The organism is Frigoribacterium sp. ME-P-080 (assembly GCF_030209595.1).
In the GTDB taxonomy this organism is placed as follows: domain Bacteria; phylum Actinomycetota; class Actinomycetes; order Actinomycetales; family Microbacteriaceae; genus Frigoribacterium.
In genome coordinates this window covers 147,362-163,365 of record NZ_JARVRR010000002.1, presented here as the reverse complement: position 1 = coordinate 163,365, position 16,004 = coordinate 147,362, and the positions used below count along the sequence as shown (strand labels likewise).

At 68.6% G+C, this 16,004-nt stretch carries 8 protein-coding genes; 1 reads left to right on the top strand and 7 read right to left on the bottom strand.

Translation table 11 applies throughout. The annotated features are described in order from the left end of the window. Window positions 1-34 precede the first annotated feature (34 nt). From QRN23_RS15445 to rpoB, 7 genes are all read right to left on the bottom strand, one after another. The gene (locus QRN23_RS15445; RefSeq protein WP_502874799.1) at window positions 35-502 is read right to left on the bottom strand and encodes a type II secretion system protein; all 468 of its coding nucleotides are present in this window, start codon (window positions 500-502) and stop codon (window positions 35-37) included. 295 nt (window positions 503-797) lie between these two features. Continuing rightward, entirely contained in the window at window positions 798-2,030 is a 1,233-nt protein-coding gene (locus QRN23_RS02250) for a type II secretion system F family protein (protein ID WP_056043602.1), read from the bottom strand. Then, window positions 2,030-4,048 (bottom strand): type IV pilus twitching motility protein PilT, encoded by a 2,019-nt coding sequence (locus tag QRN23_RS02245; protein WP_285062331.1) that lies wholly within the window; start codon window positions 4,046-4,048, stop codon window positions 2,030-2,032. Before QRN23_RS02245 ends, QRN23_RS02250 begins: the two co-directional genes overlap by 1 nt. Window positions 4,049-4,094: 46 nt before the next feature. Next, window positions 4,095-5,756 carry a GspE/PulE family protein gene (locus QRN23_RS02240; RefSeq protein ID WP_056043605.1) on the bottom strand — a complete coding sequence of 554 codons (1,662 nt, stop codon included), beginning with the start codon at window positions 5,754-5,756 and terminating at the stop codon, window positions 4,095-4,097. A gap of 165 nt (window positions 5,757-5,921) precedes the next feature. After that, complete coding sequence (locus QRN23_RS02235) at window positions 5,922-7,133, bottom strand: GNAT family N-acetyltransferase (protein ID WP_285062329.1); 1,212 nt, start codon at window positions 7,131-7,133, stop codon at window positions 5,922-5,924. A 195-nt stretch (window positions 7,134-7,328) separates the two neighbouring features. After that, window positions 7,329-11,210 carry a DNA-directed RNA polymerase subunit beta' gene (locus QRN23_RS02230; RefSeq protein WP_277959755.1) on the bottom strand — a complete coding sequence of 1,294 codons (3,882 nt, stop codon included), beginning with the start codon at window positions 11,208-11,210 and terminating at the stop codon, window positions 7,329-7,331. A gap of 49 nt (window positions 11,211-11,259) precedes the next feature. Continuing rightward, a complete protein-coding gene (gene rpoB / locus QRN23_RS02225; RefSeq protein WP_056043614.1) occupies window positions 11,260-14,751 on the bottom strand; it encodes a DNA-directed RNA polymerase subunit beta in 3,492 nt (1,163 codons plus the stop codon). Between the two features lie 320 nt (window positions 14,752-15,071). On the opposite strand from rpoB, the gene QRN23_RS02220 reads away from it, so the two are divergent. Beyond that, on the top strand, window positions 15,072-15,929 hold the full coding sequence (locus tag QRN23_RS02220) for a spermidine synthase (RefSeq protein ID WP_285062325.1): 858 nt from the start codon (window positions 15,072-15,074) through the stop codon (window positions 15,927-15,929). Window positions 15,930-16,004: the final 75 nt, after the last annotated feature.

The window sequence follows — 16,004 nt, the reverse complement described above, 5'->3', positions numbered from 1 at the left end:
AAGCCGCCGTCCCGCCTCAGGGGGAGCCGGAGGGCTAGGAGATGGTGCAGGCCGTCTCGCTGACACCGGAGTTGCCGGTGGCGTAGAACTTCTTGTTGGTCGAGCTCGTCCCGATGATGCAGAAGGAGTCCGTGGACGACTTGCCGAACTTCAGCTCGGTCGTGTTGTCGCTGATCGTCGCACCAGCACCGGCCCAGTCGGGAGTCGTCGCCGTTCCCGCAGCAGGCTTTGCCGTCTGGGTGAAGGTGGCCGTGGCGGGGAGCGTGCTCGTCGCGTTCGTCTGCAGGCTGATGATGGCCGTCTTGAGGTTCGTGACGTCGCTCTTCACGGCCGAGTCCTTGGCGTTGTTCTGCACGCCGAGGTACACCGGGATGGCGATCGCGGCGAGGATGCCGATGATGATGACGACGACGAGGAGCTCGATCAGGGTGAAGCCCTTGTCCTTGTCTTCGGTGAGGTTCTGGCGGCGGGCGCTGAGCTTGCCCATGAGGGTGAAGTACATGTCGCTGGTCCTGTTCGATCGGGTGCGGGAGTGATGCCCGGTGAGGGGGTGAGGCGGTCACTGAGCTCCCGCCGAGATCGATGGTGCCACCTGGGAAAGTGCCCCAGAATCCCTTGGAAGGGGGGTTTTGGCCTGCGACACGGCCCCAGTTCGGGTATCCCCCGAAAGGCCGGAAATCGCTGGTCAGCACCCGTTTGCGGGGTAGACCGCACGGTCGCCGGACGTCCGGGACGAGAAGGAGGCGCGAGCCGGCCTCGTGAGCCGGCCCGCGCCTCCTGCGGGGGTGCCTGGTGCGTTACTTGATCAGCGAGGTGATCTGGAAGATGGGCAGGTACAGCGCCACGATCATGCCGCCGACGACGACGCCGAGGAAGGCGATCAGGAGGGGCTCGATCAGGGCCGTCAGCGACTCGGTCGTCGACTTGACCTCTTGGTCGTAGAAGTCCGCGACCTTCTCGAGCATCGTCTGCAGCGAACCCGAGTCCTCGCCGACCGAGATCATCTGCGTGACCATCGACGGGAAGACGCCCGACTCGGTCAGCGGGCCGGCGATGGACTCGCCCTGCCGCACCGACTCGGCCACCTTGACCAGCGCCTCCTCGAGCACGTAGTTGCCCGACACCTCGCCCACGATGCGCAGAGCCGTGAGGATGGGCACGCCGGCGCCGATCATGTTCGAGAAGTTGCGGCTGAACCGCGCGATCGCGATCTTCCGGAACAGCGCGCCGAAGACGGGCAGCTTCAGCTTCAGCGGGTCGAGGAACGCCCGCACCTTGACCGAGTTCTTGTTCGTCCGCCACCAGATCGAGAACGCGATCCCCACGACGATGCCGGCCGGCACGACGTACGGCATCGCCCGCGACGCGTAGACGAGCATCATCGTCGGCAACGGCAGCTGGCCGCCGAGGTTGGTGAACATGTCCTGGAAGATCGGGACGATGAACAGCAGCATGATGACGACCGCGACGAGCGACATGACGAGCACGACGACGGGGTAGGTCATGGCCGACTTGATCGTCGACCGCAGCGCCACCTCCTTCTCGAAGTTCTCGGCCGTCGACTCGAGCGCCTTGTCGAGGAACCCGCCGGTCTCGCCCGCCTTGATCATGTTGATCATCAGCGGAGGGAAGTCCTTGTCGTGCTTGCCGACCGCGTCCGAGAACGAGACGCCGGTCTCGACGTCGTCGCGCACCTCGGCCATGATCTTGGCCAGCCGCTTGTTGTCGACCTGGTCGGCGAGGATCGTCAGGGTGCGCAGCAGCGACAGCCCCGAACCGATCATGGTCGCCATCTGGCGCGACATGACCGCGATGTCCTTCATCTTGACCGCACGGTCGCCGAGCCCGGGGATCGACACCTCGCGCTGCAGGCCGGTGCCGGCACCCGCCTCGCTGATCGAGATCGGCTGCACGCCCATCGTGCGGAGGCGGGTGATGACCGCGCCCTCGCTCGACGCGTCGACCTTGCCCTTGACGACCTTGCCGGCCCCGTCACGCCCCTTGTAGGCGTAGGCGACTGCCCCGGCCATCAGGCGGCCCCGCCCGAGAACGAGTCGCCGAAGTCGATGCCGCTGTCGAGCCCCTGGCTCTCGGACTTGTTGATCACTCGCGTCACGAGGCGGTCGAACCCTTCACGGTCGTGCACCTTCTCCATCGCGGCCTTGTGCGTCACGACGCCGGTGTTCACCAGGTCGGCGAGCTTCTGGTCCATCGTGTGCATGCCGAGGTCGCGGCCCGCCTGCATCGACGACGCGATCTGGTACGTCTTGCCCTCGCGCACGAGGTTGCCGATGGCCGGGGTCATCATCATGATCTCGGTCGCCACGACCCGGCCGCGGCCGCTGGCCTTGGGCAGCAGCGTCTGGCAGACGACGCCCTGCAGCGTCGAGGCGAGCTGGGTGCGCACCTGGTCCTGCTGGTACGGCGGGAACACGTCGATGACGCGGTCGATGGTCTGCGCCGCGCTCTGCGTGTGCAGCGTCGCGAAGACGAGGTGGCCGGTCTCGGCGGCGGTCAGCGCGACCGAGATGGTCTCGAGGTCGCGGAGCTCGCCGATGAGGATGACGTCGGGGTCCTGCCGCAGCACGTGCTTGAGCGCCGCCGCGAAGCTGTGGGTGTCGTGCCCGACCTCTCGCTGGTTCACGAGCGACTTCTTGTGCTGGTGCATGAACTCGATCGGGTCCTCGACCGTCACGATGTGGTCGGCCCGCGTGCGGTTGACGAGGTCGATCAGCGCCGCGAGGGTCGTCGACTTGCCCGAACCCGTGGGGCCCGTGACGAGCACGAGACCGCGCGGGAGCTTGGCGAAGGTCGACACCGACTCGGGCACGCCCAGGTCGCCGAGCTGCTTGATCTCGGTGGGGATCAACCGGAAGGCCGCCCCCAACGAGCCGCGCTGCTGGTAGAAGTTCACGCGGAAACGCGACTCGTCCGAGAGCGAGTAGGCGAAGTCGAGCTCGAGCTCCTCGTCGAAGCGCTGCTGCTGCTCGGGCGTGAGCAGGCTCTCCAGCGCCGTGCGGACGATGGCCGCGTCCCAGACCGTACCGCCGGCGAGGGCGGGTCGGAGGTCGCCGTCGACGCGGATCGTGGGCATGGCGTCGGTGGTGACGTGGAGGTCGGAGGCGTTCTGCAGCACGACCTGGATCAGCGCCGAGACGAGCCCGGCGTGCGCGTGGTCGCGCGGGTGGCGGTGCAGCTCGATGCCGTGGAAGTCGGCCGCGTCCTCGGCCGTCGCGAGGACGGCGGTCGGCGCGTCAGCGGCGACGTGCTGCGGAGCCGGCGCGTCCCAGGGGGCCGTCGCGGTCGGGCCGGCCGAGGTGCCGGCAGGGCTCGGCAGGACGACGCCCTGGGCGGCGAACGGCGAGGACGACGCGAGCGACGCCGACGTGGCCGTCGTGCCGGCCGGGGTGCCGACCGCGGCCGGGTTCGCGACGGTGGGGGCGGGGGCGGCGAGGTCCGTCGCGGAGCCGGCCCGCGCCTCCTGCAGGGAGGACGCCTGAGCCCGGGAGGCGCGGATCGGCTCCTCGAAGCGCGGGTCGACCCAGCCGGGTCGCGGCGTCGAGGTGAGCACGTGGCCGGCGGGGGGCGGGCTGAGCGGCGCCGGGGCGGTTGCCGAGGGCGACGAGGCCACGGAGGAGGGCGCGGAGACCGACGACGGGGCCACGGCCGATCGGGGCAGGACGGGCGAGGGGCCGGTGTCGGGGACGAGCAGGGCCTCCTGGTCGGCGAGCGCGGCCTTGTCGACCAGCGCCTCGGCCAGCCGCGCGGCGCGACGACTCGAGGGGGCACGCGTGGGCGTCCAGCCCATGACCGGGTCCTGGCCTCCGTCGAGGCTGTAGACGGGGCCCGTCGCGGCACCGCCGGGCGACGCGGGAGCGGACGGGAACGGCGACGCGTCGGCCGGAGCCGTCGACGACGCGGTCGCGGAGCCGGTCGCGGTCGCGGTGGCGGACCGGACCTCGTTGCCCGGACGGCCCGGCGTCCACCCCGCGAGGGCGGCGTCCTCGGCGGCTGCGTCGTCGGGGATGTCGTAGATCGAAGCGCTCATGAGAGGGGCTCCTCGTGGTCGGTCCGGGCTCGGCCGGAGGCGGGCGTCACGCGACGACCCGCAGGATCTCTTCGACGCTGGTGAGGCCGAGCTTGGCCTTCTCCCATCCGTCCTGACGCAGGCTCAACATGCCCTGCTCGCGGGCGACCCGGCCGATCTCGGCGCTGGACGCGCGGCTCACCGCGAGCCGCTCGATGTCCTCGGAGACGCTCATCACCTCGTGCAGCGCGATGCGGCCGCGGTAGCCCGTGTTCGAGCACTGCTGGCAGCCCACCGGCTGGTACACCGTGGGGTTCTCGTCGGGCTCGACCCGGAACTTCAGGTGCGCCAGCTGCAACGGGGAGTAGGCCGTGGGCGTCTTGCACCGGTCGCAGAGCCGGCGCGCGAGGCGCTGGGCGACGACGCAGTCGATGGCCGACCCGACGAGGAAGGGCTCGATGCCCATCTCGGTGAGTCGGGTGATCGCGCTCGGGGCGTCGTTCGTGTGCAACGTGCTCAACACGAGGTGGCCGGTCAGCGACGCCTCGATCGCGATCTGCGCCGTCTCGTGGTCGCGGATCTCGCCGAGCAGGACGACGTCGGGGTCGGACCGCAGGATGCTGCGGAGCGCACTCGCGAAGGTCAGGCCCGCCTTGGGGTTGACCTGCACCTGGTTGATGCCCTTCATCCGGTACTCGACCGGGTCCTCGACCGTGATGACGTTGATCTCGGGACGGGCGACGGCGTTCAGCGTCGTGTACAGCGTCGTCGACTTGCCGGAACCCGTGGGGCCGGTGACGAGGATCATGCCGTAGGGCTTCGAGTACGACTCGGCGTAGACGTCGAAGTTGCGCTCGAGCAGGTTGAGGTCGCGCAGGCTCATCGAGGTGTTCGAGTTGTCGAGGATGCGCATCACGACCTTCTCGCCCCAGACGGTCGGCAGCGTCGCCACCCGCAGGTCGATCTGCCGGCCGCCGTGGCGGACCGACATGCGGCCGTCCTGCGGCTTGCGGCGCTCGGCGATGTCGATCTCGCTCATGATCTTGAGGCGCGAGATCACGCCGTTCTGGATCGCCTTGGGCGCCGGCTGCATCTCGTGCAGCACGCCGTCGATGCGGTACCGGATGCGCACGTCGGTCTCGGACGGCTCGATGTGGATGTCGGAGGCGTGGTCGGTGATCGCCTGGCTGACGAGCAGGTTGACGAACCGGACGATCGGCACGTCGTCGTCGGGGCCGTCCGTGATGTCGGCCGCCGTCTCGTGCGCCCTCTCCTCCTCGAGGGTCGACGTCAGGTCGTTCAACTCGTCGTCGGCACGCAGGTACCGGTCGATGGCCGCGCGCAGGTCGTTCTTCTCGGCGACGACGGGGTCGACGCCCATGCGCAGGCCGGCGCGGACGTCGTCGATCGCGAAGACGTCGCCCGGGTCCTCCATGGCGAGGATCAACGCACCGTCGCGCACGCCGATCGGCAGGACCTTGTGCCGTCGGCACACGGCCGCGGGCACCATCGTCACGGCCGAGCGGTCGACCGGGTAGTCGATCAGCTCGACGAAGTCGAGGTCGGCGGCGGTGGCCCGGGCCCTCGCCACCTGCATCTCGGTGACGACGCCCCGCGAGAGGAGGTCGCGGATGGACGCCTCTTCCTCGGCAGGGCCGCGCGGGATCACGTCGAGCTGCTCGATCGGCAACAGCCCGTGCAAGATCAGGATCTCGGTCATGGAAGCCACGCGTACCTCCTCGGAAGTACAGGGCCTCGGGGGTAGGACGACGAGGCCGTTCGACGCTCGGGGTCGGGTCCGAGCTTGCCTCACGCTACGGTGGCGACGCCGTCGGCGGCACGTCCCAGAGCGGGTGCCCCTCGAAGGGGTGCGCCGGTCGCCCCCCGGTCGGACTCAGTAGGCGCGGACCACCGTGGCGGAGCGCCTCGCGGCGACGAACCCGGCCCGGTCGTAGAGCCCCAGGGCGCCCGTCGGGCTCACGGAGTCGACGTCGAGCACGGTGACCTCGAGCCCCTCGGCGACGTGCGCCTCCAGCGTCGACGCGAGCAGGGACTGCGCGAGGTGTCGTCCCCGCCAGGAGCGCCGGACGCCGACGTACTCGACGTAGGCGCACCGCCGCCCCAGGGCCGCCCAGTCCTCGGGGTCGACGTCGCTCAGCACGAACGCGACGACCTGCTCGGCGGCCTCGGGGTCGTCGAGGGGACGGGCGACGGCCAGCAGCGAGAGGTCCTGCCGGAACGTGCCGGCACCGACCATCCGCCCCCATCGCTCCTCGCTCGTCGGCTGGCTGCCCCAGTGGTCACGGAAGGCGTCGTTGCGGGCCTGGCGCGTCGCCTCGACCCACTCGTCGGTCATCGTGACCAGGCGGACGGCCGGGTCGAGCGCGACGCGCTCGATCGGTTCCGTCAGGTCGCGCCGCAGCTCGGTCCACCACCGCGACTCGTCGAACCCCGCCCGACGGAACGCCGCCCGCGTGGCGAGGGCGTCCTCCTCGACGTCGGTCACGAGACCGGCCGGCAGCACCTCGTCACAGGTGGCCAGGTGCTGCTCGCCCCGGACCCGTTGCCAGTCCAGGAGGCGGCGACCGAGACCCTCGCCGCGTCGGCCGGGGTCGACACCGCCGGGGACCCCCACCCGCACGAGGCTGACCCGCGTCGGGCCGAGGTGGCTGAGGCCCCAGGCGACGAAGCGGCCCTCGGCGTCCACCCCGACGATGCTGTCCCGCACGAGGTCGATGCCGGGCGACGTGAGGTCGTCACGCACGACCTCGAGCGCATGGCCGCGGTCGGGGTGGTCGACCGACCCCATGCGGGCACAGAGCGCGTGCAGGGGCACGAGGTCGTCGAGGGTGAGCGGTCGCCAGGTGACACCGGCGACGGGCTCCGGTGACGCCACGACGTCGGGTGCCGTCACCCGCTCGCGGACGGGGCGGTCGGCCGTGCCGATGCCGACCCCCTCGGCGGCCTCGCCTCGGCCGACGACGACCGGGGGCGGTGTGGCCGGTGCTCCGACGGCGGTGTCGGCGGTGTCGGCCGTGGCGGCAGCAGCCGTGGCGGCGACGCCGCTCGTCAGGGTGGCGGTCTCGGCGGGCTGGTCGTCAGGCATCCCTCCATCCTGCCGGGTCGGCTCCCGACGTCGCCTCAGCCCGGCGGGGGAACCTCCCGCTCGCGTCACCGCCCCGACCGGGAGGGACGACGAAAGGCCCCGGTCCGCACGGAGTGCGAGCCGGGGCCCTTCGAGGTGAGGCCCTCAGGAGGCGCGGTGGGGGTCAGACCCTCACCGCGCCTCCTGACGGGGTTCTCAGTTGTAGGTGCCGGGAGTGAAGTCGTCCGACGAGAAGGAGTCGAAGTCCACGAAGCTCAGGTCGGCTTCGTTGAACGACGCGTCGTCGGTGAAGACGCGGTTGGGGTACCGCTCCGCCTTCGCTTCTTCCGTCGCCTCGACCGACACGTCGCGGTAACGCGACAGGCCGGTGCCCGCGGGGATGAGCTTTCCGATGATGACGTTCTCCTTCAGACCGACCAGCGGGTCGCTCTTGCCTTCCATGGCGGCCTGCGTCAGGACGCGGGTCGTCTCCTGGAAGGACGCGGCGGACAGCCACGACTCGGTCGCCAGCGAGGCCTTCGTGATGCCCATGACCTCTTGACGGGCGGACGCGGTCCGCTTGCCCTCGGTCAGTGCCGCACGGTTGATCTCGTTGTACTTCGACCGGTCGACGAGCTCACCGGGCAGCAGGTCGGTGTCGGCGTGGTCGACGACGGTGACCTTGCGGAGCATCTGACGGACGATGACCTCGATGTGCTTGTCGTGGATCGGCACGCCCTGCGAGCGGTAGACGTCCTGGACGCCACCCACGAGGTGCTGCTGCACCGCACGGACGCCCTTGACGCGCAGGACCTCTTTCGGGTCCACCGCACCGGCGATGATCTGCTCGCCGAGCTCGACGTGCTGACCGTCCTCGACGAGGAGGGTCGAACGCTTGAGCACGGGGTAGATCACTTCTTCGTCGCCGTTGTCGGGCTGCAGGATGACGCGGCGAGCCTTGTCGGTGTCCTCGATCGTGATGCGACCGGCCGAGTCGGCGATCGGGGACGCACCCTTGGGGGTACGAGCCTCGAACAGCTCGGTCACGCGGGGCAGACCCTGCGTGATGTCGTCGGCCGAGGCCGAACCACCGGTGTGGAAGGTACGCATGGTCAGCTGCGTGCCGGGCTCACCGATCGACTGGGCGGCGATGATGCCGACGGCCTCACCGATGTCGACCAGGTTGCCGGTGGCCAGCGAGCGGCCGTAGCACTGGGCGCAGACACCGACGGCGGCCTCACAGGTGAGGACGGAGCGGACCTTGATGGTCTCGACACCGGCCGCCACGAGCTCGTCGATCAGCACGTCTCCGACGTCGGCGCCGGCCTCGGCCAGCACCGTGCCATTCGCGTCCACCGCGGCAGCCGCGAGCGACCGTGCGAACACGGTGTTCTCGACGGTCGCGTCGCGCACCATGACGCCGTTGGCGTCGGGTGCGGCGATCGGCATCTCGAGGCCGCGCGAGGTGCCGCAGTCGTCCTCACGGATGATGACGTCCTGCGACACGTCGACGAGACGACGGGTCAGGTACCCCGAGTCGGCCGTACGGAGGGCCGTGTCGGCCAGACCCTTGCGGGCACCGTGCGTCGCGATGAAGTACTCGGCCACCGACAGACCCTCGCGGTACGAGGAGATGATCGGGCGCGGGATGATGTCACCCTTCGGGTTGTTCACCAGGCCTCGCATGCCGGCGATGTTGCGCACCTGCAGCCAGTTACCACGAGCACCCGACGTCACCATGCGGTTGATGGTGTTGTCGATCGGGAAGTTCGCGCGCATCTCGGCGGCGACCTCGTTCGTGGCCTCCGTCCAGATCTTGATCAGGTCGGCGCGACGCTCGGCGTCCGAGATCAAGCCCTTGTCGAACTCGGACTGCACGGCGGCGGCCTGCTTCTCGTAACCCGCGACGATCTCGGGCTTGCGCGGAGGCGTGAGCACGTCGGACAGCGCGACGGTGACACCCGAACGCGAGGCCCAGTAGAAGCCCGCGTCCTTGATGTTGTCGAGTGCCGCCGCGACGGCGACCTTCGGGTAGCGCTCGGCGAGGTCGTTGACGATCGTCGAGAGCATGCCCTTGTCGGTCACCTGCTGGACGAACGGGTAGTCCGCCGGCAGGTTCTCGTTGAAGAGCGCGCGACCGAGGGTCGTCTCGAGCAGGATGTCCTGCCCGACCTCGTAGCCCTCGGGAGCCTCGCCCTCGGCGAAGTGCACGCCGTTCATGCGGATCTTGACCATCGCGTTGAGGTCGAGCGTGCCCTGGTCCTTGGCGAGGATCGCCTCGGCGACCGACGAGAAGGCACGGCCTTCACCCTCGGCACCCTCGGTGACCGTCGTGAGGTAGTGCAGACCGATGATCATGTCCTGTGCGGGCAGGGTCACCGGACGGCCGTCGGACGGCTTCAGGATGTTGTTCGACGCGAGCATCAGGATGCGCGCCTCGGCCTGGGCCTCGACGGACAGCGGCAGGTGCACGGCCATCTGGTCACCGTCGAAGTCGGCGTTGAACGCCGCGCAGACGAGCGGGTGCAGCTGGATGGCCTTGCCCTCGACCAGCTGGGGCTCGAACGCCTGGATGCCGAGACGGTGCAGCGTGGGCGCACGGTTCAGCAGCACGGGGCGCTCGCGGATGATCTCTTCGAGGACGTCCCAGACCTGCGGGCGCGAACGCTCGACCATGCGCTTGGCCGACTTGATGTTCTGAGCGTGGCTCAGGTCGATCAGGCGCTTGATGACGAACGGCTTGAACAGCTCGAGGGCCATCTGCTTGGGCAGACCGCACTGGTGCAGCTTCAGCGTCGGGCCGACGATGATGACCGAACGACCCGAGTAGTCGACGCGCTTGCCGAGCAGGTTCTGGCGGAAGCGACCCTGCTTTCCCTTGAGCATGTCGCTCAGGGACTTCAGGGCGCGGTTGCCGGTACCCGTGACGGGACGACCGCGACGACCGTTGTCGAACAGGGCGTCGACGGCCTCTTGCAGCATGCGCTTCTCGTTGTTCACGATGATCTCGGGAGCACCGAGGTCGAGCAGGCGACGGAGGCGGTTGTTGCGGTTGATCACGCGACGGTAGAGGTCGTTCAGGTCGCTGGTCGCGAAACGGCCACCGTCCAGCTGCACCATCGGGCGCAGCTCGGGCGGGATGACCGGGACGACGTCGAGGACCATGGCGGCCGGCGAGTTGCCGGTGGCCAGGAACGAGCTCACGACGCGCAGGCGCTTGATGGCGCGGATCTTCTTCTGACCCTTGCCCTCGGAGATCTGCAGGTGGAGGTTCTCGGCCTCGGTGGTGAGGTCGAAGCCCTCGAGGCGCTTCTTGATCGCCTCGGCGCCCATGTGGGCCTCGAAGTAGATGCCGAAGCGGTCCTGCAGCTCGTGGAAGACGGCGTCCTCGGGCTTGAGGTCGCCGACCTTGAGGTTGCGGAAGTCCTCCCAGACGCGCTCGAGGCGGTTGATGTCCTCGTCGAACGACTTGCGCGTCTGCGACATCTCTTTCTCGGCGCCGTCCTTCGCACGACGCTTCTGGTCGCTCTTCGCGCCTTCTTCCTCGAGGACGGCCAGGTCGTCCTCGAGCTTCTGGAGGCGGTCGGCGATGCGCGTGTCGCGCTGCGACTCGAGCTGCTTGATCTCGAGGCGGAGCTCGTTCTCGAGCCCGGGCATGTCGGCGTGACGGCCCTCTTCGTCGATCGAGATGACCATGTAGGCCGCGAAGTAGATGACCTTCTCGAGGTCCTTCGGGGCCATGTCGAGCAGGTAGCCCAAGCGCGAGGGGACGCCCTTGAAGTACCAGATGTGCGTGACGGGAGCGGCGAGCTCGATGTGGCCCATGCGCTCACGACGCACGGACGACTTCGTGACCTCGACGCCGCAGCGCTCGCAGACGATGCCCTTGAAGCGGACGCGCTTGTACTTGCCGCACGCGCACTCCCAGTCACGCGACGGCCCGAAGATCTGCTCTCCGAAGAGGCCGTCCTTCTCGGGCTTCAGCGTGCGGTAGTTGATGGTCTCCGGCTTCTTGACCTCACCGTGCGACCAGGCGCGGATGTTCTCGGCAGTGGCGAGGCCGATCCGCAGCTCATCGAAAGTTGTTGCTTCGATCAAAATTTAATCCCTTGTCAGATGTATCGACGTGTCGTTGTGGGAAGGGGGCTTAGATCTCGTCGACGTTCGACGATTCGAAGCGGGAGGAGATGTTGATGCCGAGCTCTTCGGCGGCACGGAAGACCTCGTCGTCCGTGTCGCGCAGGCTGACCGTCTGTCCGTCGGCCGAGAGGACCTCGACGTTCAAGCAGAGCGACTGCATCTCTTTGATGAGGACCTTGAAGCTCTCGGGGATGCCGGGCTCCTGGATGTTCTCGCCCTTGACGATGGCTTCGTACACCTTCACGCGGCCGAGGATGTCGTCCGACTTGATGGTCAGGAGCTCTTGCAGCGCGTACGCGGCGCCGTAGGCCTCGAGGGCCCAGACCTCCATCTCACCGAAGCGCTGGCCACCGAACTGTGCCTTACCACCCAGCGGCTGCTGCGTGATCATCGAGTACGGGCCCGTCGAACGCGCGTGGATCTTGTCGTCGACGAGGTGGTGCAGCTTCAGGATGTACATGTAACCGACCGAGATCGGGTTCGGGAACGGCTCACCCGAGCGACCGTCGAACAGGCGCGCCTTGCCGGACGAACCGATCAGACGCTCACCGTCGCGGGTCGGCAGGGTCGAGTCGAGCAGACCCTCGATCTCGCGCTCGGCGGCACCGTCGAACACCGGGGTGGCGACCTTCGTGCCGGGAGCGGCGCTGAGCGCCTCTTCGGGCAGGTTCTTCGCCCACTCCTGGACGCCCTCGACGTTCCAGCCCTGCGCCGCGATCCACCCGAGGTGGATCTCGAGCACCTGGCCGAAGTTCATCCGACCGGGGACGCCCAGCGGGTTGAGGATGATGTCGACCGGCGTGCCGTCCGCGAGGAACGGCATGTCCTCGACCGGCAGGATCGTCGAGATGACGCCCTTGTTGCCGTGACGACCGGCGAGCTTGTCGCCCGCCGTGATCTTGCGCTTCTGGGCGATGAAGACGACGACGCGCTGGTTGACGCCCGAGCCGAGCTCGTCGTCGCCGTCCTGCGAGTCGAAGACCTTGACGCCGATGACCGTTCCCTGCTCGCCGTGGGGCACCTTCAGGGACGTGTCGCGGACCTCACGGCTCTTCTCGTTGAAGATCGCACGCAGCAGGCGCTCTTCGGCGCTGAGCTCGGTCTCGCCCTTGGGCGTGACCTTGCCGACGAGGATGTCGCCGGGGCGCACCTCGGCACCGATGCGGATGATGCCGCGCTCGTCGAGGTCGGCCAGCAGGTCGGGGCTGACGTTGGGAAGATCACGGGTGATCTCCTCCTTGCCGAGCTTCGTGTCGCGGGCGTCGACTTCGTACTCTTCGATGTGGATCGACGAGAGCGTGTCGTCCTTGATGAGGTTCTGCGACAGGATCATCGCGTCCTCGTAGTTGTAGCCCTCCCAGGGCATGAACGCGACGAGCAGGTTCTTGCCGAGCGCGAGCTCGCCGTTCTCGGTCGCGGGACCGTCGGCGATGACCTCGCCGACCTCGACGCGCTGGCCGGCGTCGACGATCACGCGGTGGTTGTAGCTGGCGCCCTGGTTCGAGCGGTCGAACTTGCGCAGGTAGTAGTCCTGCGTGCCGCCGTCGTCGAGCTGGACGGTGACGACGTCGGCCGACACCTCGGAGACCACGCCCGCGGCGTCGGCGGTGACGACGTCACCGGCGTCGATCGCGGTGTAGCCCTCCATGCCGGTGCCGACGAGGGGGCTCTCGCTGCGGACGAGCGGGACGGCCTGACGCTGCATGTTCGCACCCATCAGGGCGCGGTTCGCGTCGTCGTGCTCGAGGAACGGGATCAGCGACGTGGCCACCGACACCATCTGGCGCGGCGAGACGTCCATGTAGTCGACCTCGGCCTTGTCGACGAGCTCGACCTCGCCGCCCTTCTTGCGGACGAGCACCTTGTCGTCGACGAAGTCGAACTTGTCGTCGAGGGGCGCGTTCGCCTGGGCGACGACGTAGTCGTCCTCTTCGGAGGCGGTGAGGTAGTCGATCGTCGTGGTGACGTTGCCCTTCTCCACGCGACGGTAGGGCGTCTCGATGAAGCCGAACGAGTTGATGCGCGCGAAGGACGCGAGCGAGCCGATCAGGCCGATGTTCGGGCCTTCAGGGGTCTCGATCGGGCACATGCGGCCGTAGTGCGAGGGGTGGACGTCGCGGACCTCGACGCCGGCGCGCTCACGCGACAGACCGCCGGGGCCGAGCGCGCTCAGACGACGCTTGTGCGTCAGTCCCGAGAGCGGGTTGTTCTGGTCCATGAACTGCGAGAGCTGCGAGGTGCCGAAGAACTCCTTGATCGCGGCGACGACGGGGCGCACGTTGATCAGGGTCTGCGGCGTGATCGCCTCGATGTCTTGCGTGGTCATGCGCTCACGGACGACGCGCTCCATGCGCGACAGACCGGTGCGGACCTGGTTCTGGATCAGCTCGCCGACCGCGCGGATGCGACGGTTGCCGAAGTGGTCGATGTCGTCGACGTCGAGGCGCAGCTGGACGGGCTCGCCGTCGCGCGTGCCGTTCATCGACTTCTCTTCGGCGTGCAGCGACACGAGGTACTTGATCGTCGCGACGATGTCGTCGACGGTCAGGACCGAGTCGCCCAGGGGCGCGTCGATGCCGAGCTTGCGGTTGATCTTGTAGCGACCCACCTTGGCCAGGTCGTAGCGCTTGTGGTTGAAGTAGAAGTTGTCGAGGAGCGCACGCGCGGCCTCGGCAGCGACCTGCTCGCCCGGACGGAGCTTGCGGTAGATGTCCTTGAGCGCCTCTTCCTTGGTGAGGATGGCGTCCTTCTCGAGGGTGGCCTCGATCGAGGCGAAGCCCTTGAACTCCTCCATGATCTCTTCGCTCGTCAGGCCGAGGGCCTTGAGGAAGACGGTCACGCTCTGCTTGCGCTTGCGGTCGATGCGCACGCCGACCTGGTCGCGCTTGTCGATCTCGAACTCGAGCCAGGCACCACGGCTCGGGATGACGCGAGCCGAGTAGATGTCCTTGTCGCTGGTCTTGTCGGAGGCGCGCTCGAAGTAGACGCCCGGGCTGCGGACGAGCTGCGAGACGACGACACGCTCGGTGCCGTTGATGATGAACGTGCCACGCTCGGTCATGAGCGGGAAGTCGCCCATGAAGACCGTCTGGGTCTTGATCTCACCGGTGAGGTGGTTCATGAACTCGGCGTTCACGTAGAGCGGCGCGGCGTAGGTCTTGCCACGCTCTTTGCACTCGTCGATCGTGTACTTGGGCTCTTCGAGCTCGGGGGCCGTGAACGAGAGCTGCATGGTCTCGCCGAGGTCTTCGATCGGCGAGATCTCTTCGAAGATCTCTTCCAGGCCCGAGTGGAGGGCCAGGTCGGTGCGACCCTGCTCGGTCGCCTCGGCGAGGCGATCCTTCCAGATGTCGTTGCCGACGAGCCAGTCGAAGCTCTCGGTCTGGAGCGCCAGCAGGTCGGGGACCGTCAGCGTGTCGGTGATCTTGGCGAACGAGAGCCGCGATGCGTTGCGACCGTTCTTGGGTGAGTTGGTGGATGCGTTGTTCGCAGCAGCCAAGGAAGTAACCTCCGTGGACCCCGTCGGGTCATCACTGTCGGACAGTATGTGGTGAGTGAGTGAACGGCCCTACCCGGCGGACACCATCCACCCCGCCGTCATATTCGGGGGTGGGTGTCTCGAGACGTTGTCGACCGCAATATGACGACAGGACGCACGGGGAGCGCAAAGGTCCATACTAGGTCGCCCCGGACACGCCTGGCAAGCCCTGTCGTTGACCTTTCGCCCGAGCTTCGGTATAACCCGGGCGCATGCACAGGCATTCCACGGGATCGAGGGCCGCGCGCGCCTCCTCGTCCCCGGGATGGGAGGCTTGGGGCATGGCCGCACAGCACGACGACCCGCCCGTCGAGATCTCGATCGGGGCAGGTCTCGCCCGCGTGGACGAGGACCGGCACCGCCCCGGTTCGTACACCCTCGTCGTCGACGGCACGCCCCAGTCGCACGTCGACCTCGACGACCCGACGCACCTGGCCTTCGAGTACGTCCGGCGCATCGGGCACGCCGTCGACCTGCTGCCCGAGGGGCCGGTCACCGCACTGCACCTCGGCGCCGGCGCCCTGACCCTGCCCCGCTACGTCGAGGCCACCCGACCGGGTTCGCGCCAGCAGGTGATCGAGCTCGAGGCCGACCTCGTGGCCCTGGTGCGCGACACCCTGCCGCTGCCGCGGGGGGCCTCGATCCGGGTGCGCTACGGCGACGCCCGCGAGGTCATGGTGAAGCTGCCCGCCGGACTGCGCGGCACGGTGGACCTGCTGATCGTCGACGTGTTCGGCGGTTCGCAGATCCCCGCCCACGTCACGTCGCTCGAGTTCTACACGGCGGCGGCCGAGTTCCTGTCGCCGACCGGCATGCTGATCGTCAACTCGGCCGACGGCGCGGGGCTGGCCTTCGCCCGCGGCCAGGCGTCGACCCTCGCGACCGTGTTCGAGCACGTCGTCGCCGTGGCCGACCCCGCGACGCTCAAGGGCCGTCGCTTCGGCAACGTCGTGCTGATCGGTTCGCCGTCGCCGCTGCCGACCGACCGCATGCCCCGGCTCTACTCGTCGGACCCGCTGCCGGCCAAGGTCGTCCACGGCCGTGAGCTGCGCGACTTCGTCGCCGGGGCGCCCGTCGTCACCGACGCGACGGCCGTGCCCTCGCCCGAGCCGTCACGGAGCGTGTTCGGGGCGCGCTGACGACGCCCCGCTCCAGCCGGTGGGCCGCCCCCGTGGCGCCCACGACGGCGGCCGAGGCGAGGGGCGCGACAGGTG